Genomic DNA, 20100 nt, shown 5'->3' on the forward strand with positions numbered 1-20100 from the left:
GATGATCCCCGCGATAGCCAGCCGCATCCCCCTGGTCCGCCGCACCAAGGCGCCCGCTCTCTCCTTGGAGGAGCGCATCAACCACCTCACCGGGCTGACCGTCGCGCCCGCAGGTGCGAGCCACCACGACCTGGTGGCCCGCGCCTGCGGGGTCCTCAACTACGCCGCGCTCATCGCCTCCGACGTCGGCCTGCCCGACCTGGCCGCCGACCTGTGCTGGCGCCAGCACCAGGTCTGCGCCGACGCCGGACGCCTGAGTGGACCGATCGCCGTCATGTCGCTGATGCCGCTGGTCAACCTCTCCCGGCTGCTGACTCGCGACGGCCAGGGCGAGGCCGCCTACGACCTGCTGGTCCGCCTCAACCACGCCGCGCGGCAGCGGGAGAAGACCGAGATCGACGGCCGCACCGTCGACCTCTCGCCCCTGACCGGCACGGACGAGGATCACCGCACGGTGTGCCAGGAGCTGTACGTCACCCTCCTCGTGGACGGCGCCCGCGCCCTCGCCCGCATCGGCCGGTGGACCGAGGCCGCCGACGCCATGACCCAGCACCGCGGCATCGGCAATCGGCTGCTCGACGGCCGCCAGATCAAGATCATGGCCCTGATGGAGCAGGGCCTGAACCAACAGGCCCGCGACCTGATCGACAGCACCCAGCCCACGGAGCCTTGGGAGAGAGCCATCGCCCTCCTCCTGCACGCCCACTGCCGGCCCGTAGACACCCCCGTCCCTGAACCCGACCTCGACCGCACCCTTGATGAGGCCGTCCAGCTCCTTGCCCACCCCGATCCGCCGACCGCCGCCTTCCAGACCCGGATTGGCCTGTCAGCCCTGGAACTGGACCGCACCGGACGACATGCCGCCCGCCTACTCGACTCCCTCGTCAGCGTCGCCCGCCTCGACGCCTACGCCGCACGAGACGCACTGCACCACCCCGTCGCCGTGTCCGCCCTGGACGACGGGGCGATAGACGCGCTCAACGCGGTGATCGCCGCGGCCGGACTGGGATCCGGCGTCCTGTCCGCCCACCACCATGAGGCTCTGACGGGCGCGGTCGGCCACGCCGAGACAGAACTGGAAAGGCTGCTGCAGGCCGAACCAGATCCCGGCTAAGAGGGGACGGCCCGGGATGCCCCGCCGTGCTGCCCACGCTGTTTGGCGGTGTCGACTTTCGGCCATTTCCTGCCCGCAGCCGCTCCAAGCCAGGCCAGGGATCCCGCGCCCGCGGGGATCCCTGACGCAGGACATGGCGGGCTCCCCAGCACGACCGAATGACGTGTGTTCGATATCGCAGCCGTGTCGTTAGACCTCACGACTCTGCCGCAGCGACCGTCCTAAGGGGAACGATGACCTCGGCCATTACGCAGGACCAGCCGCCGCAACCGCCCAAGAAGACCGCGCCGGACGACGAACCGCAGGAGGCCGGTGTTCGAGAGGAGGAATACCTCTACCGCGACGAGTCGAGGCTCCAGGCCGGCTCCCTGCTGACCTCCCGCACCATGGCGCGGCGCCTTCCCTCGCTCGTGCGGCGCTCGGTGCAGATGGCCTGGCGCGTGGACCGCGGCGCGACCATCGGCCTGCTGGTGTGCCAGATCGGGACCGGCCTCCTCGCTGCCCTCAGCCTCCTGGCCGTCACGGGCACGATCACCGCGCTGATCTCCTCGGGCGACATCACCGATCGGCTGTGGGACGCCGCCCCGCAGCTGGCCGTGATCGCCGCCGCCACCGGCCTGCGCACCCTGCTGGGCATCACCGTCGTCTGGCTAACCGGCCGTCTGCGCCCGGTGCTCGGCCGGGCAGCGGAGCTGACGATGATCGAGGCCGCGCTCGGCGCGGAACTGGCCGCCAACAATAAGCCCGGCTACAACGACGCCTACGACATCGCCGACCGCGGCGCCCAGGTCACCCCCGATCTCGTCGAAGAAGCGCAGGACGTCCTCGCGGCCACCGCCACGCTCGCGGCAGGCGCCACCGTCCTGACCGTCCTGCACCCCCTGCTCCTTCCCCTGCTCTTCCTCGCCTGCCTGCCGCAGGCCGCCGCCTACGTCCGCTCCGCCCGCGTGATCTACCTCGCCGGGCTGGAGACCTCCGGGCGGCGCCGGATGCTGGGCAAGCTGCGCTGGCACATGGCCTATCAGGAGTCCAGTGAGGAGATGCGCGCCTGCCTGGCCGGCCCTTTCCTGATCGGCCGGTACCGGCGGCTGGCCGCCTCGGTCAACGCCGCCGAACGCCAAGCCGCGAACACCGGTGCCTGGATGGGACTGGCCGGAGCAGTGGCCGGCGGGATCGCCTCGACCGCGGTGTGGGCGGCGCTGCTGTGGCTCCTGGCCTCCGGGCGGATGAGCCTGGCGGCCGGCGGCGGCGCCGTATTCGCTCTCCAGACCGCCACCGGCTCAGTGCGCGGCATCATCAACGGCGGGGCCCGCCTGGTGCGCACCGGCTGGTACGTACAGGACTGGCAGAACTTCCTCGACAACGCCCACGGCCAGGCCATGACCGACTCCCGCGGCACCGCGCCCGTCACCGCGGCCCCGGAGCGTTTCGAGGTCCGCGACGTCACCTACCGCTACGACGGCGCCCCGAAGGACAGCCTGAGCAACGTCTCCCTGCACGTGCGACGCGGGGAGATCGTGGCGCTCGTCGGGGAGAACGGCTCCGGCAAGACGACCCTCTCGCGCCTGCTGTGCGGACTGCTGCTGCCCACCGAGGGCGACGTGGCCTGGGACCACGCCTCCACCGCGGACCTGCACCCGTGGGAGTCGTGGGAGCACGTCGCTCTGGTCCCGCAGAAGTTCACGTACCTGCCGCTGACAATGCGCGACAACATCACGTTCGGGCAGGGCGACACCAGCGACGCGGCCCTGCTAGCCGCCTGCGAGGCGTCCGGCGCCGCGGAGATGCTGCCGGGCCTCCGCTCCGGCCTGAACACCCTCCTGACCAGCGAGTGGTTCGGCGGACAGCAGCTCTCCGGCGGGCAGTGGCAGCGCCTGGTCCTCACTCGCGCGTTCCACCGGCAGGCGGCTCTCCTGGTGATGGATGAACCCACGGCCGCCCTCGACGCCCGCGCAGAGCACCGGATCTTCGCCGGCCTGCGCGAACTGGCCAAGGACCGCGCCATCCTGCTGATCACGCACCGCCTCACCAACGTGGCCGTCGCCGACCGGATCGTGGTCCTGGACGAAGGGCGGATCGTCCAGGAGGGCACCTACGCCCAGCTCACCCAGGAGCCAGGTCTCTTCCGGACCCTGTGGGAGCTGCAGCGCCGGATGAGCGGCGACACCCCCTGATCACCCGGCCCGTGCGAGGCCACCGTTCTGCCAGGCAGAGACACAGGGCCGCTCCCGATGCTCCCTCCGCTCCACGTCCGAACCCGCCCAACTAGCCCCGGAAGGAAGGCCGTGACGACTCCACCGGCTACGGAAGTCAGCGACGTGAGCGAGCTTCGCCACCAGCTCGTCGAGCAGCTCCGCGCCGACAACCACATCCGCACCGCCGCTGTCGAGCGCGCCTTCCGCACCGTGCCCCGGCACGTCTTCGCTCCCGACGTCGCGGTGGAAGAGGCGTACGCCAACGACATCATCCCCACCCGCCACGCGCCCGACGGCCGGGTGATCAGCTCCGTTTCCGCACCGTGGCTACAGGCCGACATGCTCGAAGCCGCTCGCATTCGGCCTGGCCACCGTGTCCTGGAGATTGGCTCCGGGGGCTACAACGCCGCCCTCATGGCCGAACTCGTCGGCCCGGCCGGGCACGTCACCACCCTCGACATCGACCCTGCCGTCTCCGAGAGGGCCGCCCGCTTCCTCACCAAGGCCGGATACGACCGCGTCCGCGTGGTCACTGCGGACGCCGAGCACCTGCCCGCCGGTGTGGTTCCGGACGGCGGATTCGACGCCATCGTGGTCACCGTCGACACCTGGGATCTGCCCTGGATCGGCGCCCTGGCCGAGGGCGGCCGTCTCATCGCACCGCTGCGTCTGCACGGCTACCACTGGGCCATCGGCTTCACCAAAGATGAGGGGACGCTGCACAGCGACGAGCCGCTCATCGTCTGCGGCTTCGTCGCCATGCAGGGCGACGGCGCCTGGCAGACGAACCGTCGCACCGTCCCCGGCACCGGAGTCCACCTGTCCTGGGAAGACGGCACCCCGCTGCCCGTCGACCAACTCGCCCCAGCCCTCACCCGCGAGCCGACCGTGACACGCACCCACGTCACCGTCGGCGGCCAGGAACCCTTCGACGCCCTCACCCTCTACCTCGCCGGCGCCCTGCCCAGCTTCTGCCGCCTGGAGGTCGACCCAGACGGCGACAACCAGATCCTGAACCCGCCGCCCCAGCACTGGCCCGGCGCCGCCATCGTCCGCGGAGCCTCCCTCGCCCGGCTGGCCACCGAACGCATCGGCGACGGAGACGATGGCAAGGGCCTGTACGAGTTCGTCGTCCACGGCCATGGCGCCCAAGGACACGTCGCCGCGCAGGAGATGGCCGAGCAGGTACGCCACTGGCAGCGCAACCACCGCGGCGCCCGCTGCCCCCTCATCACCGCCCGCCCGACAGCCGACTGTGCTCCGGCAGGCACGGACCACGAACCGCACGTGTTCGCCAAGAAGCACACCCGTATCACCGTGGACTGGCCGATCGTTCCCAGCAGCGCTGCCCTGCTCACCAACCCGGGGAGCTGCAGCGCCATATGAACGGCGGTGCCTCCTGATCACCGCTCGCCCGCCCGCGCTGCACTCGCCCGTCCACCGTCTCGGAAGGCAGAGCTACGTGACCTCTCCCGTCTCCCCTTCGGATCACGTCACACCGCGTGCCGCCCTGTTCACGGGACAGCACGCCGCATCCCGGCACGCAGTATGGGTCGGCGCCGCCGCGATCATCACCGACGAGGTCGGCCGGGTCCTGCTGGTGCACCCCACCTACCGCAAGGACGGCTCGTGGCTGCTGCCCGGAGGCGTCGTCGAACCCGGCGAACATCCGGACGTCACTTGCCGCCGCGAGATCACCGAGGAACTGGGCCTGGCGAACCTGCCCCTGGCGGGCGTACTCGCCGTCCACTCCCTCTCCCCGCACCACCCCGACATTCAGCCCGGCACTCCCTTCCCCGGGGAGATCCGGTTCGTCTTCGACGGGGGAACCCTCTGCCCCGACCAGGTCGAGGCCATCCGCCTGCCGCGCGAGGAGCTGTCCGAGTTCGCCTTCCTGGAGACCCGGGATGCGGTACAGCGACTGCGCCCTGTGGACGGGCAGATCATGCTCGCCGCCTACCGTGCCCGGCTCGGGAACACCGCCACCGCCCAACTCGCCGACGGCCGACACATCCTCGACGTCCCGGCGCTGGACCGCCACGACGTGCACGTCCGCTACCGGCCTTTGTGGGACAGCCCTCTCAACCGCGGCCCCGTCCCCGAGCGGCTCCCCGTGCAGCAAGCCTGGGCGTGGTGCTTCGTCCCCGACGGCCGGGTCGTCCTCGTGGCCGACCCCGGCCCCCGCGGCGCCCTGCCGATGCTGCCCGGCGGCACCGTGGAGACGACCGACACGACGCCCGAGGACACCCTGCACCGCGAAGCCGCCGAGGAAGCCCAACTCACCCTGGCCGATCCAGTACGACTGGGCTGGGTGCTGGACGAGACCGGCGAGGTCTACGGCGGAGTGGGGCCCAACGCCCGGCTCCGCCTGGCCGCCCGGGTCACCGCCATCGGGCCTGCGACCGCCGACCCCGCCACCGGCCACCCTTTCGCCCGCCTGCTCGCCACCCCCGCCCAGACAGCCGCTCTCCTGGGATGGGGCCCGCCCGGAGCGCGGCAAGCCCTGCTCGCCGCGGAGACAGCCCGGAAGCGGTGGCGCCTGCCCACGGCTCGCGCCGCCGCCATCGAGGAAGCCCCGCCGGAGGGGATGCGGCTGAGCTGACACGAACGACCACCCCGCCTCGACTCGTCCCGCTCCACGCACCTCTGAGGTAGCCCCATGCCGTTGTCGCACGACCACATCCGCACCACCGTCGAGACCTACCTCGCTCGCCACCCTCACGAGCGAGAACAGCTCGGCGGCCTCCTGGACGCCCTCGACCGTCCCACCGACATCGCCAGCCGGACCACCTTCACCGGACACGTCACCTGCGGCGCAATCGTCATCGACCCCCTCGGCCGCGTCCTGCACGTGCTGCACCTGGCCAGCGGGAAGGTCCTCGCCCCCGGCGGACACACCGAGCCCGAGGACGAGTCCCTGGCAGGGGCGGCGCTGCGGGAGCTGCACGAGGAGACCGGGATCCCGCCCCAGGCCGTGGCACCGTGGCCCGGCTACGAGACCGTGCCCTTCGACATCGACACCCACGACATCGACGCCCACCCGGGCAAAGGCGAACCCGGCCACCAGCACTTCGACCTCCGGTTCCTCTTCCACCTGCACACCGCCACAGAGGTGCCGGTGGTGCAGGAAGAAGAGGTCGGTGGCATCGAGTGGCGGCCCGTGGACAGGGTGACCTCCCCCTCCCTACGCGAGAAGCTGCTCAAGCTCCCGCCCGAAACCGAACCGGAGACCGTCAACGCCTCCGCCCTGATCTACAACGACCGCGGCGAGTACCTGCTCCACCTGCGCGACTACTTCCCCGGCCGAATCTGGGAGCCGGGCATGTGGTCCCTGCTGGGCGGCGGCCGAGAGCCCCAGGACGCCACCCTGGAACACACCGTGCGGCGCGAACTGGCCGAGGAAGCCGGCCTCAACATCGCCGACCTGACCCCGTTCGGCACCGAGTACGCCTCCGACGACGCCGGCGCGACCGTGGCCATCGCCATCTACGCCGGCCGCTGGAACGGTGACCCCCGCGAACTCCACCTGACGGAAGGGGTGATGCTGGCCTGGTTCGCCCCCGATGACCTCCACCGTCTCCGCATCGCGCCCACCACCAGCGACCTCGTACGGCGCCACGCCGCCAGCCTCCCGGCCAGCATCGCGCCGCAGAGCGGGCTCTCATCGAACGAGGAGCACCGCCCAGCTTCGCCGCACGGCACGGTCCTCAACGTCATCGGCGTCCACCTCTACCTGGAGCGGCCCGACGGAACGGTGCTGCTCGGGCTGCGCCACCCCAACTCCGCCTTCGCGCCCTCCACCTGGCACGCCCTGGCCGGCCACTGCGAGCAGGAGAGCGCCATCACCTGCCTGATCAGGGAGGCGCGAGAGGAAGCCGGCCTGCACATCGAACGAGCGGACGTCAAACTCGTCCACGTCGTCCACCACATCGACAAGGCTGGGGACCAGCCCCGCATGGGCCTGTTCTTCCGCGCTCGCACCTGGAGCGGCGAGCCGGAACTGCGTGAGCCGGACAAGTGCACTAAGTGGAAGTTCTGGGACCCCGCCACGCTGCCCGACAACCTCGTTTCCTACACCCGCCAAGCCATCGCGAAGATCCAGAACGGGGACCTGTACAGCGAGACGGGCTGGCCCGCATGACCCGCACACCGAGCGGCGCACACCGTCGTCTGTCCACTGCAACTGCGGCCGGCCGTGAGAACACCCGTCTGGTGGTGATCCGCGGCGACTCGGCGTCAGGCAAGTCAAGCGTGGCCCAGGGCCTGCGAGATCACTACGGCCGCGGTATCGCGATCGTGGGCCAGGACGTGATCCGCCGGAACGTGCTCAGGGAACACGACACCGCGCGCGGCGCCAACATCGCCCTGCTCGGCCGGATCGCACGCGAAACACTGAACGCCGGCTTTCACGTGGTACTCGAAGGAATCCTGTACGCCGACCGCTACAGCCACATGATCACCTCTCTGGTACGCGACCACCGCGGCGTCTCCAACTGCTACTACCTGGACGTGCCGCTGGAAACGACGTTTGTCCGACACGCATCGAAGGCGCATGCCGCGTACCTGGCGCAAGTCACCGACAACCACCTCGCCTCCTGGTACCGCGAACTGGATCTGCTGCCCGGCAGTCTGGAGACCGTGATCCCGGCCGACAGCACGCTGCAGGACACCATCGCGCGAATCCTGCGCGAAACCGACCTGGCCTCTGCCTCCCCCGTCCCGCCACCGCAGTGCAAGCCGTCACAGGGAGACTCGATGGACCTTCTGGTGTTGATGTCCGATCCGCGGGTCGCCGCGATCCCGCTGCGCGAGTACGGGGAGCCGCTCGTCGACGTGCGTGACCACAGCCTCCGCGTCGATCCCCGCAAGCAAGACCCGCTGGGCGCTTTCGCCCACGTCCGCGAGCGCGTCCTCGCCCGGCTGGAGCACGCCCGCTCGCTCCTGCCCGCTGGCACCGACCTGCTGTTCATCGAGGGCTACCGGCCGCTGGTCCTACAGCAGCACTACTTCACCGAGTACCGGGACGAGTTGGCCGCCGCTCACCCCGACTGGACAGCTGAGCAGCTGCATCAGGCCGCCAGCCGGTACGTGTCGCCGCCGGAGATCGCGCCTCACTCCGCGGGCGCGGCCGTCGACGTAACCCTCATCGACCAGGACGGCCACGAACTCGACCTCGGCACCCGCGTCAATGCCTCCCCCGAGGAGAGCGACGGCGCCTGCTTCACTCACGCCCCGAACCTCAGCGATCGCGCGCGCCATCACCGCACGCTGCTGCTCAACGCCATGGAGAACGCAGGTTTTACCAACTATGCGACCGAGTTCTGGCACTTCTCGGTAGCGGACCGGTACGACGCGCTGATGCGGCAGGAGCCGCACGCGCGCTACGGACCGATCGAACTGCCCTAGCGCGCTGGCATCCTCGTCCACTTCATCGCCACCCACGCCGATCCGGACGGACAGGAGCGCGGCCACCGCACCCTGACCCGGTTGCGATCCCAAGACCGCGACGGACGGAACACATCGAACGGAGGCACGCGTGCCTGACGACACCCAGCAGGCGATCCCAACTGTCCCGAGTCCGGCGACCGGAGGTGAACCACAAGAGCACCACATGCACCTGCTCGGGCGGTACTACCGCCAAGTGGAAGCAGGCCGCAAGACGATCGAAGTGAGGGTGGCCACCCCGCAGAAGCGCGCCGTCGCAGTCGGTGACACGGTCGTCTTCCACGACCGGGACACCGGGCGGGAACTCGACGTCATCGTGCAGCGGATCACCCCGTACCACTCCTTCGAGGATCTGCTCAGCTCGGAGGACACCGTGCGCATCGACCCGGACGGGCCGCCCGGAGACCTGCTCGCCAACCTCCGCAGCACCTACCCGCCGGCCAAGGAAGCCCTCGGCGCTCTCGCCCTAGCCTTCGACCACCGCCCTGCCCGGCCCGGCCGCCCCATGCCGATGACGCCCACGCAGTACGCGCAGACCGTCCCCCACCACACGGTGTACGGCTGCCTCTACATCCGCGACGAGCACGACCGGCCGGTCCAGCTCCGCTCGGTCTATGGCTCGAGACTCTGGCAGTTCCCGGGCGGCAATCTGGACGCCCCAGGCGAGGACCCGCTGCAGACCGCCCGGCGCGAGGCGGTCGAGGAGACGGGCCTCGAACTCGGTCTGGACACGCCGAAGCTGCTCCTGACGCACTTCCTGCACGCCGGGCCGCGCCTGCCGCTGAACAAGGTGGGGCTCATCTTCGACGGAGGCCAGCTGACCGCCAGCCAGCTCGGCCGGATCCGACTCGATCCCGCAGAGCACGACATGTGGGCCGTCCACGACCTCGCGACCTGGCAGGAGCTGATGGCGCCGCGCGCCTTCGCCCGCCTCGACGCCATCGAACGAGCCCGGCGCGGCGAGGGCCCCGCCTACCTGATCACGCACACCTGATCTCCCCAGCACCCCCACCCAGGAGGCAACCGTGCCCGCCGAGGACACCAACACCCGGGCCTGGCAGATCTACGGCCAGCGCCAACTGGCCCGCGCCTACACCCCGCCCATCCCCGACCGGCTCGGCTGGACGCCCTGGGAAGGGATCGGACCGGGTGCAGAAGTCCTCGGTGACATCGCCGGCCGCCGGGCCCTGGACATCGGGTTCGGAGCCGGCCACCACGCCGTCCGACTCGTCCAGGCTCACGGAGCCCGCGTCACCGGCATCGAGCTGTCCCCGACCCAGCATGAACGCGCCGCCTCCGCCCACGCGGACGTTGACGGCGTGGAGTTCGTCCAAGCAGACGTGGCCGAGCACCTGGCCGGAGCCGAGCCATTCGACGCCCCGTACGCGATCGGGCTCGCCTTCATCGACCCGCACCGCTCGCTGCCGGGACGGCCGGGCGTTCCTGCCCGCCGTGCACCTGGCCGCCGCGTTCCCGCATGTGGCGGGCGCGGTGGAGTACGCGGTGGTGTGGGAGCCGCGCCGCCAGCGGGCACTGCGCGGCACGCTCCGGCCGGACGGCGGGCAGCTGCTGCGCGCCAGCCGGTCCATCGTCCTCGACCACGGCCTCTGGCGTCGTTCCGATCGCGACGAGCGAAAGAAGACCGTCCGGGCCGTGGGATGACGCCCACTGCTCGTCTACCTGCCAGCGTCCAAGGAGGTCCTCCTGCGGCCTCGCCGCACGCAACCAGCGTCGAGACGCCAATACCTTGACCGTGACTCCAACCGCCCTTAGTACGGTGGGTCTAGACCGTAGCTACTCGTCGGTCAGTTCGTCCCAGGTCCCGGGCTTAACGCAGCGGCCGTTCCTCATCCGCAGCCCTGCCTGGATGCCGCCTCCCCACTTCTCCGTGTTGACTCCGCACGCCTGGGCGAACTCGACCACGTCGAAGTTGGCCCGCTCGGCGTGCGCAAGGACCTGGGCAGTCACCCACATCACATTCAGACGAAGTACTTCGGTCTCGTCCGAGTTGAGGACGGGTGTCTTCGAGCTCTTCTCGTAGTCCCGCGCGCGGTTGTGCCCCGCGCGATCGGGCCGATAGGGCGCATCAGTCCAGTCATGTTGCTTGATCTCTGCGGCGAACTCTTGAGCGAGACGGCTCAATCCCACGGATACTCCTCGTGCAGACAGGGCAGGTCCGCGCATCGTTGCATGTGAGCTCAGACGGTTCGTGGACCCAGCGTGTCGCTGCGAGCCGCCGGACTGACTCCGATCCGGCGGGGCGGGCCGCTGCGACCTCGCACGCTCGGGCCCTGGTTTCCTTTCAGCCGGACTGGTTTAGCGATCCCATACCGTCATCAGAGGGCTGGGCTCCGCCGAGTATTGGCGACAGTTGAATCTTCGGCCTCACCAGTACGAAGCCTTGGACGACTTCTTCACTCGGTTCGAACCGCCTACCGCCGATGAAGACGCAGTCACATACAACGGTGACGTAGAGGTCATCCGCTCCGTGGTGCGATGACGCCCTGGGCCGTTCCTCCGAGCAGGGGCGCCAGGTGCTCGGCCATCACGAGCAGGGTCCGGTCCGAATGAGCCGGTCCTACGAGCTGCACACCGATCGGGAGGCCGTCGGCGCCGTGCGCAATCGGCATGACCAGGCTGGGCAGCCCGACGTGGCTGGTGAGGTTCGCCCAGCCGGTCTGGTCGAAGAAGCTCCGTTCGGCGCCGTCGACCGTGAGGGAACGGCTCCCGGCCGGGATCGCCGCGGTGGGAGCGGCGGGCGTAATGAGGACGTCGTACTGACCGTCGGCGAAGAACCGGTGCCACGTCTGCTGGAGCCGGAGGCGCTCCTCGTTGGCGCGGAGCCAGACGCGGTGTGTCTGCGTGCGGTGGCGGAGGATAGCGGCCCGTGGGCTCGCGTCGTCCGGGTGCAGGTCACGGGCGGCGGCGAGTTCGGCCGCGCCTGCGGCGTCGTCGGTGGCGGCCGTCGCGGTGGCGTGGAGGAGCTGCTCGAAGAGGCGGAGGGATTCGGCGAAGCCGACCGGCCCCGCGGTGCGGTGGACACTGGCGCCGGCGGAGGCGAGTGTCCCTTCGAGGGCGGCGATAGCGTCGGCGGTGTTGCGGTCGACGGGGCAGTTCGCGTCGTCGGCCCACACCGCCACGCGGAGTTGGCCGATCGGGCGCTGCGCCGTGGGCAGCGTGGCGCGCCAGGGGGTGTTCTCGTCGGGTGACGGTGTTGTCAGTGCGGCGAGGAGCAGGTCCAGGTCGCGGGGGTGGCGGGCGAGGGGGCCGGGGGTGACCATGTCGCTGCTGCTGATCCATCCCGGCGGTCGGGGGATGTGGCCGCGGGCTGGGACGAGTCCATGGGTGGGGCGCAGGCCGTAGACGCCGCAGTAGTGGGCGGGGAGCCGCAGGGAGCCGGCGAGGTCGCTGCCGAGGTCGGCGGGGGTCAGGTGGGCGGCGACTGCTGCGGCGGGGCCGCCGGAGGAACCGCCGGTGGTGTGCTTGGGGTCGTGCGGGTTGATTGTGGGGCCGAACAGGGCGTTGTCGGTGTGCAGGTCCTGGCAGTACGCCGGGGTGTTGGTCTTGCCCATGATGACGGCACCTTGGTGGCGGAGCCGTGCGACCGCGTCGGCGTCGCGTGCGGGGACGTGGTCGGCGAGGTCTTCGGCGCCGCTGGTGGTGCGCAGGCCGGCCGTCTCGAAGCTGTCCTTGATCGTGAGGGGAAGGCCGTTGAGGACGCCGGTGCTCTCTCTGCGGGCGCGGCGTTCGTCGGCTGCGTGCGCGGCGGCTCGGGCCGCGCTGTCGCCGCGTGTGACGACGGCGTTGATCTGGCTGGCGCCTATCTGGGCGAGGTGCAGGTCGAGCAGTTCGCGGCTGGAGATCTCGCCGCGGTCCAGGGCCTGGAGCTGGACGTGGGCGGGCTGTTGGGTGAGGTCGTTCGTCATGCGGAGACTCGCTCAAGGTGGGGGGCTCGTGCGGGCTGGCGGGGCAGGTGGCGCGCGACGTCGAGGAGAGCGTCGATGTCGTCCATGGGCCCGGTGGTCTGGCGTTCAGAGTCGGCGAACTCGGTGAGCTGGTCGGGCTCCGGGCGGGCGCCGGCGGCCCTGGCGGCGATTCCGGCGAGGATCTGATCCGCCGTGACGGCCGCGGACAGATTCTTTCCGTGAAGCCCTCGGGCCCGGTGACGGGCTTCGCTGGCCTCGCGGACGGCGGCGTCGAGGTACTGGCGGATCACGAACCGGCCGTCCCGGATCTCGACGGCTCGGCGGTAGAGCCGGATCGAGATGCGACGGAAGCGGCGCCGCTGGGCCGGGTCGACCCTGTCGATCGGCAGTTCGATCTCGGGTGCCTCGCTGTAGAAGGCCAGCCATAGGGGGCGCAGGCCGTAGTAGCTGCGGTATTGCTTGATCCGGTACCGGACGCTCTGGGCCTGGTCGCTGATGGTGGGCACGAGCCAGCCGATCAGCGTGAGCATGGCGCCGACATCGCCGCAGGTCCAGGCAAAGCCCTCCCATTCCGTGAGGGAGGTGTCGAAGGCGCCGGCGATCACGTTGCCGATGCGGACGGCGCTGTATCCGAGGGTGACGGTCGCGCCGAGGGCGACGATGCGTAGGCCGACGCGGACGGACCCGCGAATGCTGCGGCGGGCCAAGCGCCAGCAGGCGCGGGCGAGGAAGACTTCGCCGATGGTGTAGGCCGTGACGTACAGGGTGAGGTACGCGGCGTACCAGTCGTCGTGCGCGTAGTAGAGCGTGAAGTCGATCGGATGCGGCGCGTTGGGCGTCAGCAGGGCGAACAGCACCAGCAGCCCGGCGATCACCGCGAAGCCGGCCCAGAGCCAGCGGCGACTGCGCCGGCGGGCTACCTCGGGCGGGGATCCCCAATAGGTGAGGACCACCTGTTGGCAGGCCAGGAGCGCGACCACGCAGCCCTGCGCGAGGGGCACGGAGATGTTGACGGTGCCGAGCACGCGGTCGAGGTAGTTCCACATCGGCGTGATGGAGAACAGGAACGAGAGCCCTGACAGCAGGAAGACAGCGGCCAGCGCGGCGGAGGCGGGGTCGCGGCGCCGGGTGGGCACGTCCCGCAGGAGGCAGAGGAAGCCGAGCGTCGCGACGACGAGGCTGATCGGGTGGAGCAGGTCCTTCACGGCCGCGCCTCCCGTCGGCGCAGCAGCGTGTGCGTCACCCGATCCTGCACTTCGTCCCCGGAGGACTCGTCGCTGCGCAACCACCGGTCGATGATCCGGCGCTGGAGCAGCGATGCTAGGAGTTCGGTGTCTCGCTCCTCGTCCTCGTCGTACTTGGTGCGCCCCAACATCATCTGCACGGTGGCCGGGTCCACGCTGGTGATGAAGGCCGGAGCCAGCGCGGAGACCGGTCGGTTCTCGTGGTGGCCGAGCAGTAGGTGGCTGAACTCGTGGGCGATGATGTGGTCCTGGTGCAGGACGCTGGTCCACGGGTCGTAAAAAACGTGGACGGCACTCTCTGTAACGGCACATGCCCCGCACACCGAGGGCGCCTGCTCCCGGGGCTCTAGGACCACCGTCCGTCCCGTGCGGCGAGAGACCTCGTCGCTGAGGTCGCGGATATTGGTGACGTGCGGGAGCTTCAGCTCGGCCAAGAGGTCAGGCCGGCGCAGCCTACGTGCAGACCACATTGCTTTCCTTGATCATTTACTGAACTGCAGCCGTTTACGCGCCAGTTGAGGGCGGCAACCCCTCGGATTTTCGTACGCTCTCAACGATCCCCAAGACCGCATCCTTTCCGTCTGCAGAGACGTCGGATAGGCGAAGAAGAACGTTCTTGATCTTCGCGTCGCGAAGCAGGGCGAGCAACTCAAGTTCCTGCACGGTCTTTTCGGCGACAGCATCGTCGAACCAATAGGCGGGGTCCACGCCGAAGAACCCTGCGAGCGCCTCGAGATGACGCTTCGTCGGGTTATCGCGCTGCCCGGTCCGCAAGAGCCACAGGTACTGCCCCGACAGCTTGCCCAGCCCTCGCTTCTCCATCAGTTCGGCCACTTCAGCGTTGCTGTAAGGGCCGCGATCGGGCGGGTGCACAGTGTCGAACAGGCGGTTTAGGCGATCCATGAGCCCCTTGGGGCTCACCTGACCTTCGGCCACTCTTTCATGATCCTTTCCAGGGCGGGCTTCCTCGCAACTTCAGCCACCCTACCTCGCCATAAACACCAGTTTGACGCACCGATCACACGTATGGAAAGTTGTTCCCCACCAGCACGTTTCCGTGTGGCGCGTACCGCCTGTTTCAGGGCGACCTGTCCGTTTCTGCCGACAGGAGTACGCCGGGCGACGTGGCACAAGCCACATTCACCCAGCGACATAAGTCACGTCTGGCAGGCCGTATTTGATCTTCGATCGGAAAGCGCGGAGGCGACCGTGGAAACACCTCATCCACATCGCGTTTCCGCTGCAGGGAATACCAGATTCCCGCTCCAATTCGGACACAATGGCACGCTCTCGGCGTACAGGGCAACCGCGGCAACGGTGCGCTTCGACGCGAGGACGGACCCCGCCAGGCCCTATGCGGACGACTGCGGCACACGACCGTTCGGCGACTCTCTGCAACCAGTACAGAGTTTAAGAACCAAGTCTGGATCTTGACACCGGTCCGTGCGTATGTTCGTCGTCCCCGGGCAGCCCGCCTGCGGCGACGAACGTGAGGAGACCGCGAGCACGGACCGGACCGCGAAGGTCCGCAAATAGCGACGGCGCCCGAGAGCGGTAACTCGCGGACGCCGAACGCTAAGCGGCATACCCGCCCCGGCAAGGGCGGAGATTGCCCACCATCACCACGCTGAGTCCTTCCGAGGGGCGCGTCAGCGTGGCAACACTGCAAAGGGGAGTATCGCATGCCTCCTGCCCTGCGCAAAAGGCCCTTCCGCCTGGCCTGCGCGGCAGCCACCACCGCTTCGGCGCCTCAGCGCCCCGAGCGGGACCGCACCACCCTGGCCCCGGCGAGCAGCCGGACCCGCCCGCTCGTCTGGAGCGGCCGATGAGCAGCGAAGCCCGCGAGTGGGTGTGGGAGCACAGCTCCAGCCGAGGGGCCGCGCGCCTGGTCCTGCTGTCGATCGCCGACCGGGTGACCGACGAGCAGTGCATCTCCTGGGCCTCGCTGTCCAGCCTGGCCAAGCGCACCCGCGCCTCGGTCTCCACGGTGCGCGAAGCCGTCGAGCGCCTGCTCCTGGCCGGCGAGCTGGAACAGCTCGATGACCTCGTAGGCCCGCAGCGCAGCACGGTCTACCGGATGCCTCTCGCCGCCGAAGTGGTCGCCGAGGCCCAGCGCGAGCAGCAGAAGCAGGAAGACAGCGATACAGCAGCAGACGAGCCCGCGGGCCCTGCGAAGCTTCGGCTCTCGGCTCTGCGGCGGTACGGAATCCGCCCGCGTGAGGTGCCGGAATCCCCCGCGAGGGTCCGGAATCCAGCAGTACCGGAAACCGGCAGCTCGAGGCGGAAACCGGCACAGCGACGTACCGGCCACCGGCACAGCGATGTACCGGCTACCGGCACACAGAACCGTAGTGAACCTGATTTGAACCGGAGGTACAGCAGTAGTGGTGCTGCCGTCCTCCCGGCTGCCGAGTGGCAGGTCGACTCCGCCACCCACACCTGGGCCCGCCAGCAGGGACACCTCGATCGCCTCGGCGAGCAGGGCCTGCGGGCCGCTGACGCGAAGTGGCGTGCACACCGGGCGGGCCATGCTCCGAGGGCGGCGGAAGCCTGGGCTGCCGACTGGCGCTCCTGGGTCGCCCGGGAGCACGCTCCCAGCCGACCGAACCTCTACGCCGTGCCCGGCAAGAACACCGCCGTACCGGGGGGCATGACGCGGACGGAGGCCCACACCGCCGCCCTGCTTGCCGCCCTCGACGAGCCGACCGGAACGGAGGGCTGACCGTGGATCGCCGCGAAATCGCAGCCCTGCTGGCCTACATCGGCCGACTCGACCCCCGCACCATCCGCACCGACCAAGGCGAGGCGCGCGACCAGCTCGCCCAGTGGCACGAGCTGCTCGGCGACGTGCCGATGGCCACCCCGCACGGCTGGGACGTCCGCGTCGCCGCCCGCCAGCACATCCGCACCTCGCCGTACCAGATCCTGCCGGCGGACGTGGCCCGCCCCTGGGAAAGCTACCGGCGCGACCGCCTGGCGAGGCACTCCGATCCCACGCCGTCCGTCGACCCGGACGACCAGGCCGCCTGGACCGCAGAGCTGGCCGGCACCCGCCGCGCCGTCGCCGCTGGCACCGCCCAGCCCGCGCAGGCCCGAGCAATCACCAGCGGTCGCGACGGGGTCGACCCGAAGCTGGAGGCGCGGCTGCGGGAGATCGGCTCCTGCATACCGCCCGCCGCCCGAGCAGCCCTCGCGCCGTACCGACCCGCCCGCGCAGCCCGTGAGGCAGCTGTCGCGCAGGGACTGCCCGATGCCCTGAGCATGCGGTGCGAGTGGTGCCTGGCCCAGCCCGGCGAACCATGCCGCCGCCGAAGGATCGGCCCCGACGGCGGAGCCCGCGGAACCGCCCCGCGCGCCACCCCGCACCCCGGCCGCCTCGACCTCGCCACCGCCCAGCAGGCCCAGCACACCGAGCAGGCCCAGCAGCCCGCCCTGGCCTGACCGGCGCACCCGGCGCGTGCACCGCCGTCCGCTGCACCGCCACCCGACACGACCCGCACCGGCTGCGACGCACGCCCCGCGCCGCAGCCGGCACCCGACGCCGCACCCGCCGAACCGCCCTAGCCGGCCGCCGCGGCAGCACATCGGAGACCCGCCTTGCGCCACATCACCACCCACGACGCGCCAGCCACCGGCCTGCGCGGCATCGCAGACACCAGCTGGCACACCCGCGCAGCGTGCCACGGCATGGACGTCGAAGACGCCGACGCCGTGTTCTTCCCCGGGCCCCGAGACCACGAGGAGATCGCAGAGGCGAAGGAGCTGTGCGGCTGGTGCCCCGTACGCCGCGAGTGCCTGGACTTCGCCCTGGAGAACGTCCTCAAGGAGGGCGTCTGGGGCGGCCTCACCGAAGCCGAGCGGCGCCCGCTGCACGACGGACTGCACCAGCGCCTGGACTACCGGCGCGTGACCGCCTTCTTCCAGGGACGCGACGTGCACCTGACCGAGGCCGAGCGGCAGGTCGTCATCGACCACGCCTACGTCCGGGGCTGGCAGCCCGACCGGCTCGCCGCCGCCCTGCAGATCAGCCACAAGCACGCCCGAGACCTGCTCCGGCAAGCCGCCAACAAGGTCCTCGACCGCGACCGTAGCTACGGCGTGCCCCGCCCCAAGAAGAAGCGGAAGAAGACCTCCAAGACCAAGGGCACCCCCGCGTCCGCAGCTCCCGGCACGCAGCAGCCGGCAGGCCGCCCGGCAGCGTCGCCCCCGACGCACGCCCCTCTCGGAAAGGCAGCATGACCCACCCCGTCCTCGCCTTCGGCGCTACTTCGGACCTCCCTCTCCTCCTCGCCGCCGTCGTGCCCGCCACCCTCGCGCTCGTGCTGACCGCCTGGACCATCCGGCGCCGGGGATCTCGCTCGCAGAAACGTCTCGGCGGCCCGGCGGTCAAGGTCGCCGCCGTCGCCGCCCTCGGCTGCACCGCCTACAGCGCCGACACCTCGTGGCGGTTCGCCGCCGACTACCTCGACATGGCCGGCGCCGCCGAGCGCGCCGGCATGTTCGCCGCCGCCGAACTCGCCCTGTTCGCCACCGCGCTGATGGCACGGCAGAACCTCGCCGTCCAGGGCGCCCCCGGCCTGCCGGGCACGCTGGTCTGGGTGATCACCACGGTGCAGGTCATCCCCGCCTACGCAGAGAGCGGCCCCATCGGCGGCACAGTCCGCGCCTTCGTCGGGCCAGTCATGGCGGCGATGCTGTGGCACCTGGCCATGGGCATCGAACTGCGCCTGCGCACACCCGGCGCCGCCTCAAAAGGACTGATCGCCGTCCTGGGCCGGGAGGCACGTGAGCGTCTCCTGTCCCGCCTCGGCATCGCCGCGCGAGACCGCGACGCCGCACAGATCACCCGGGACCGGGCCACCGCCCGTGCGGTCGCCCTCGCCGCCCGCCTCGCCGAGCGCACACCCGAGCAGCAGCGGAACCGTCGAGGCCGGCGGCTGACCCGACGCCTGTCGAAGGCGGTCGGCAGGGCTTCGGTCGGCACCGACCCCCTCCAGCGAGCACAGCTGCTCGCCCAGCTCGCCGCCCGGCGACACGCGCTCGCGCTCGCCACGGTCCCGCTCCCTTCTCCCTGGTCCCCCGCGCACAGCAGCGCATCGGCGGCCACGGTCCCCGCACAGCCGACATCGAATGTGCCGGTCCCCGTCCCCGGTCCCGACAGTTCCGACGAGCCGGTCCCGGACCGAGGACCGAGGACTCCTCGGGGACCGGTCCCCGAGGAGGCGGACCCTGAAGCCAAGGTCGGCGCGGGGACCAAGGGCGAAACGGGAACGACCGCAGGGACCAAGCCCCCTGAAGACGGCGCGGTCCCGGGGACGGGTCCCGCCGATCCAGAAGCCGCAGCGCGGGTCTCAGCGGCCACGAGGACCGACCGCAACGCGCGAGAAGTAGCAGCTCGGGACCCAGATTCTCATCGGGGACCGAGCCTCGCGAAGTCGGGGACCGAGAGCACCGAGGACCGAGGACCGACCGCCACCGGGTCCGGGACCGAGACCACCCAGGACCGAGGACCGACCGCCACCGAGTCCGGGACCGTGACCACCCAGGACCGAGGACACAAGGTCCCACTCCGTCGGAAGTCGGCCAGGAAGTCCCGGACGAAGAACAAGGACAACCGTGCCCGGTCCCGCTCTCCGCAGACGGAGCGCCCGGCACGCGAGCTGGGCGAGTCCGAGCGCCAGCTTGTCCGCGAGGTACGCCCCCATGTTCCCGCCCTGCTCGAACGGGACGGCAACGGAGCGATCACCCGGGTGCAGCTGCGCGAAATCATCCGCCGCCAGGGCCTGACGGGTGTCGGGAACGACCGACTCGGCCTCGTCCTCCAGGAGCTGCGGAACGAGGACATCACGACGACGAGGAGCACTGCCCGATGAAGACGTGCCACCAGTTCGACACCGTCCGCGCGGAGTACGAGCGAGAGATCGGATTCATGCTCGCTCACTCTGAGCGGCACGCGGGCAGGCCGGCGGCGAAGTCCAGTGCGAAGCAAGCTGCCTCGGCGAAACAGCGAATGGCTCGCGCGCTCAACAGCCACGTCGGGCGCTGCCCCGAGTGCGGCTAAACCGGCAAAACCCCAGCTCAAAGCCCGTACCCATAAAGGTGGCCCTGCTTCACGCCGGGCCACCGCCCGCTTAGGAGGTACGCCGTGATTCCGCGTCCACCTCGTTCTTCCGAGC

19 protein-coding genes and 1 pseudogene are annotated in these 20100 nt (G+C 70.4%); 15 read left to right on the forward strand and 5 right to left on the reverse strand.

Annotated elements, in window-relative coordinates; genetic code table 11:
• Position 1 precedes the first annotated feature (1 nt).
• The 9 genes and pseudogenes from OG841_RS12380 (at position 2) to OG841_RS12420 (ending at position 10416) form a co-directional block, all read left to right on the forward strand.
• The gene (locus OG841_RS12380; protein WP_371565092.1) at positions 2-1114 is read left to right on the forward strand and encodes a hypothetical protein; all 1113 of its coding nucleotides are present in this window, start codon (positions 2-4) and stop codon (positions 1112-1114) included.
• 233 nt (positions 1115-1347) lie between these two features.
• Positions 1348-3288 (forward strand): ATP-binding cassette domain-containing protein, encoded by a 1941-nt coding sequence (locus tag OG841_RS12385; protein WP_371565095.1) that lies wholly within the window; start codon positions 1348-1350, stop codon positions 3286-3288.
• A gap of 144 nt (positions 3289-3432) precedes the next feature.
• The gene (gene fxlM, locus OG841_RS12390) at positions 3433-4695 is read left to right on the forward strand and encodes a methyltransferase, FxLD system (protein WP_371565098.1); all 1263 of its coding nucleotides are present in this window, start codon (positions 3433-3435) and stop codon (positions 4693-4695) included.
• A gap of 76 nt (positions 4696-4771) precedes the next feature.
• Positions 4772-5911 carry an NUDIX domain-containing protein gene (locus tag OG841_RS12395; RefSeq protein ID WP_371565101.1) on the forward strand — a complete coding sequence of 380 codons (1140 nt, stop codon included), beginning with the start codon at positions 4772-4774 and terminating at the stop codon, positions 5909-5911.
• Positions 5912-5968: 57 nt separating this feature from the next.
• The gene (locus OG841_RS12400; protein ID WP_371565104.1) at positions 5969-7450 is read left to right on the forward strand and encodes an NUDIX domain-containing protein; all 1482 of its coding nucleotides are present in this window, start codon (positions 5969-5971) and stop codon (positions 7448-7450) included.
• Positions 7447-8715 carry a M15 family metallopeptidase gene (locus OG841_RS12405; protein ID WP_371565107.1) on the forward strand — a complete coding sequence of 423 codons (1269 nt, stop codon included), beginning with the start codon at positions 7447-7449 and terminating at the stop codon, positions 8713-8715. Before OG841_RS12400 ends, OG841_RS12405 begins: the two co-directional genes overlap by 4 nt.
• A 130-nt stretch (positions 8716-8845) precedes the next feature.
• On the forward strand, positions 8846-9748 hold the full coding sequence (locus tag OG841_RS12410; RefSeq protein ID WP_371565110.1) for an NUDIX domain-containing protein: 903 nt from the start codon (positions 8846-8848) through the stop codon (positions 9746-9748).
• A gap of 31 nt (positions 9749-9779) precedes the next feature.
• Positions 9780-10145 (forward strand): annotated as a pseudogene (locus tag OG841_RS12415) (class I SAM-dependent methyltransferase); the annotation flags it as partial.
• A gap of 61 nt (positions 10146-10206) precedes the next feature.
• Complete coding sequence (locus tag OG841_RS12420) at positions 10207-10416, forward strand: hypothetical protein (RefSeq protein ID WP_371571061.1); 210 nt, start codon at positions 10207-10209, stop codon at positions 10414-10416.
• A gap of 132 nt (positions 10417-10548) precedes the next feature.
• Here the strand turns inward: OG841_RS12420 and OG841_RS12425 are convergent, their stop codons facing one another.
• From OG841_RS12425 to OG841_RS12445, 5 genes are all read right to left on the reverse strand, one after another.
• On the reverse strand, positions 10549-10902 hold the full coding sequence (locus OG841_RS12425; RefSeq protein WP_371565113.1) for a hypothetical protein: 354 nt from the start codon (positions 10900-10902) through the stop codon (positions 10549-10551).
• Positions 10903-11231: 329 nt separating this feature from the next.
• A complete protein-coding gene (locus OG841_RS12430) occupies positions 11232-12680 on the reverse strand; it encodes an amidase family protein (protein ID WP_371565115.1) in 1449 nt (482 codons plus the stop codon).
• Positions 12677-13885, reverse strand: a complete 1209-nt coding sequence (locus OG841_RS12435) for an MAB_1171c family putative transporter (protein WP_371565118.1) — start codon at positions 13883-13885, stop codon at positions 12677-12679. Before OG841_RS12435 ends, OG841_RS12430 begins: the two co-directional genes overlap by 4 nt.
• Complete coding sequence (locus OG841_RS12440; protein WP_242435748.1) at positions 13882-14358, reverse strand: hypothetical protein; 477 nt, start codon at positions 14356-14358, stop codon at positions 13882-13884. The genes OG841_RS12435 and OG841_RS12440 overlap by 4 nt, the downstream gene beginning before the upstream one ends.
• Before the next feature lie 70 nt (positions 14359-14428).
• Positions 14429-14860 carry an XRE family transcriptional regulator gene (locus OG841_RS12445; protein ID WP_245237322.1) on the reverse strand — a complete coding sequence of 144 codons (432 nt, stop codon included), beginning with the start codon at positions 14858-14860 and terminating at the stop codon, positions 14429-14431.
• Between the two features lie 746 nt (positions 14861-15606).
• On the opposite strand from OG841_RS12445, the gene OG841_RS12450 reads away from it, so the two are divergent.
• The 6 genes from OG841_RS12450 to OG841_RS12475 all read left to right on the forward strand — a co-directional run bounded on the left by OG841_RS12450 (position 15607) and on the right by OG841_RS12475 (position 19985).
• Positions 15607-15753 (forward strand): hypothetical protein, encoded by a 147-nt coding sequence (locus OG841_RS12450; protein WP_371565123.1) that lies wholly within the window; start codon positions 15607-15609, stop codon positions 15751-15753.
• Positions 15750-16646: a helix-turn-helix domain-containing protein gene (locus OG841_RS12455; RefSeq protein ID WP_371565126.1), complete on the forward strand. Its 897-nt coding sequence runs from the start codon at positions 15750-15752 to the stop codon at positions 16644-16646. Before OG841_RS12450 ends, OG841_RS12455 begins: the two co-directional genes overlap by 4 nt.
• 2 nt (positions 16647-16648) lie before the next feature.
• Positions 16649-17365, forward strand: coding sequence for a zinc finger domain-containing protein (locus OG841_RS12460; protein ID WP_371565128.1), 717 nt, complete (start codon positions 16649-16651; stop codon positions 17363-17365).
• 156 nt (positions 17366-17521) lie between these two features.
• Entirely contained in the window at positions 17522-18163 is a 642-nt protein-coding gene (locus tag OG841_RS12465) for a WhiB family transcriptional regulator (protein WP_371565131.1), read from the forward strand.
• A complete protein-coding gene (locus tag OG841_RS12470; protein WP_371565134.1) occupies positions 18160-19797 on the forward strand; it encodes a hypothetical protein in 1638 nt (545 codons plus the stop codon). Before OG841_RS12465 ends, OG841_RS12470 begins: the two co-directional genes overlap by 4 nt.
• Entirely contained in the window at positions 19794-19985 is a 192-nt protein-coding gene (locus OG841_RS12475; RefSeq protein ID WP_057608355.1) for a hypothetical protein, read from the forward strand. Before OG841_RS12470 ends, OG841_RS12475 begins: the two co-directional genes overlap by 4 nt.
• Positions 19986-20100 lie beyond the last annotated feature (115 nt).

The sequence above is a fragment of the Streptomyces canus genome (assembly GCF_041435015.1).
Lineage (GTDB): Bacteria > Actinomycetota > Actinomycetes > Streptomycetales > Streptomycetaceae > Streptomyces > Streptomyces canus_G.

Bases quoted from the DNA above. Each gene is read 5' to 3' on its own strand.
- OG841_RS12455 (WP_371565126.1), top strand. From the start codon at position 15,750: ATGAGCAGCGAAGCCCGCGAGTGGGTGTGGGAGCACAGCTCCAGCCGA.
- OG841_RS12400 (WP_371565104.1), top strand. From the start codon at position 5,969: ATGCCGTTGTCGCACGACCACATCCGCACCACCGTCGAGACCTACCTC.
- OG841_RS12450 (WP_371565123.1), top strand. From the start codon at position 15,607: ATGCCTCCTGCCCTGCGCAAAAGGCCCTTCCGCCTGGCCTGCGCGGCA.
- OG841_RS12430 (WP_371565115.1), bottom strand. From the start codon at position 12,680: ATGACGAACGACCTCACCCAACAGCCCGCCCACGTCCAGCTCCAGGCC.
- OG841_RS12380 (WP_371565092.1), top strand. From the start codon at position 2: ATGATCCCCGCGATAGCCAGCCGCATCCCCCTGGTCCGCCGCACCAAG.
- OG841_RS12385 (WP_371565095.1), top strand. From the start codon at position 1,348: ATGACCTCGGCCATTACGCAGGACCAGCCGCCGCAACCGCCCAAGAAG.
- OG841_RS12405 (WP_371565107.1), top strand. From the start codon at position 7,447: ATGACCCGCACACCGAGCGGCGCACACCGTCGTCTGTCCACTGCAACT.
- OG841_RS12475 (WP_057608355.1), top strand. From the start codon at position 19,794: ATGAAGACGTGCCACCAGTTCGACACCGTCCGCGCGGAGTACGAGCGA.
- OG841_RS12470 (WP_371565134.1), top strand. From the start codon at position 18,160: ATGACCCACCCCGTCCTCGCCTTCGGCGCTACTTCGGACCTCCCTCTC.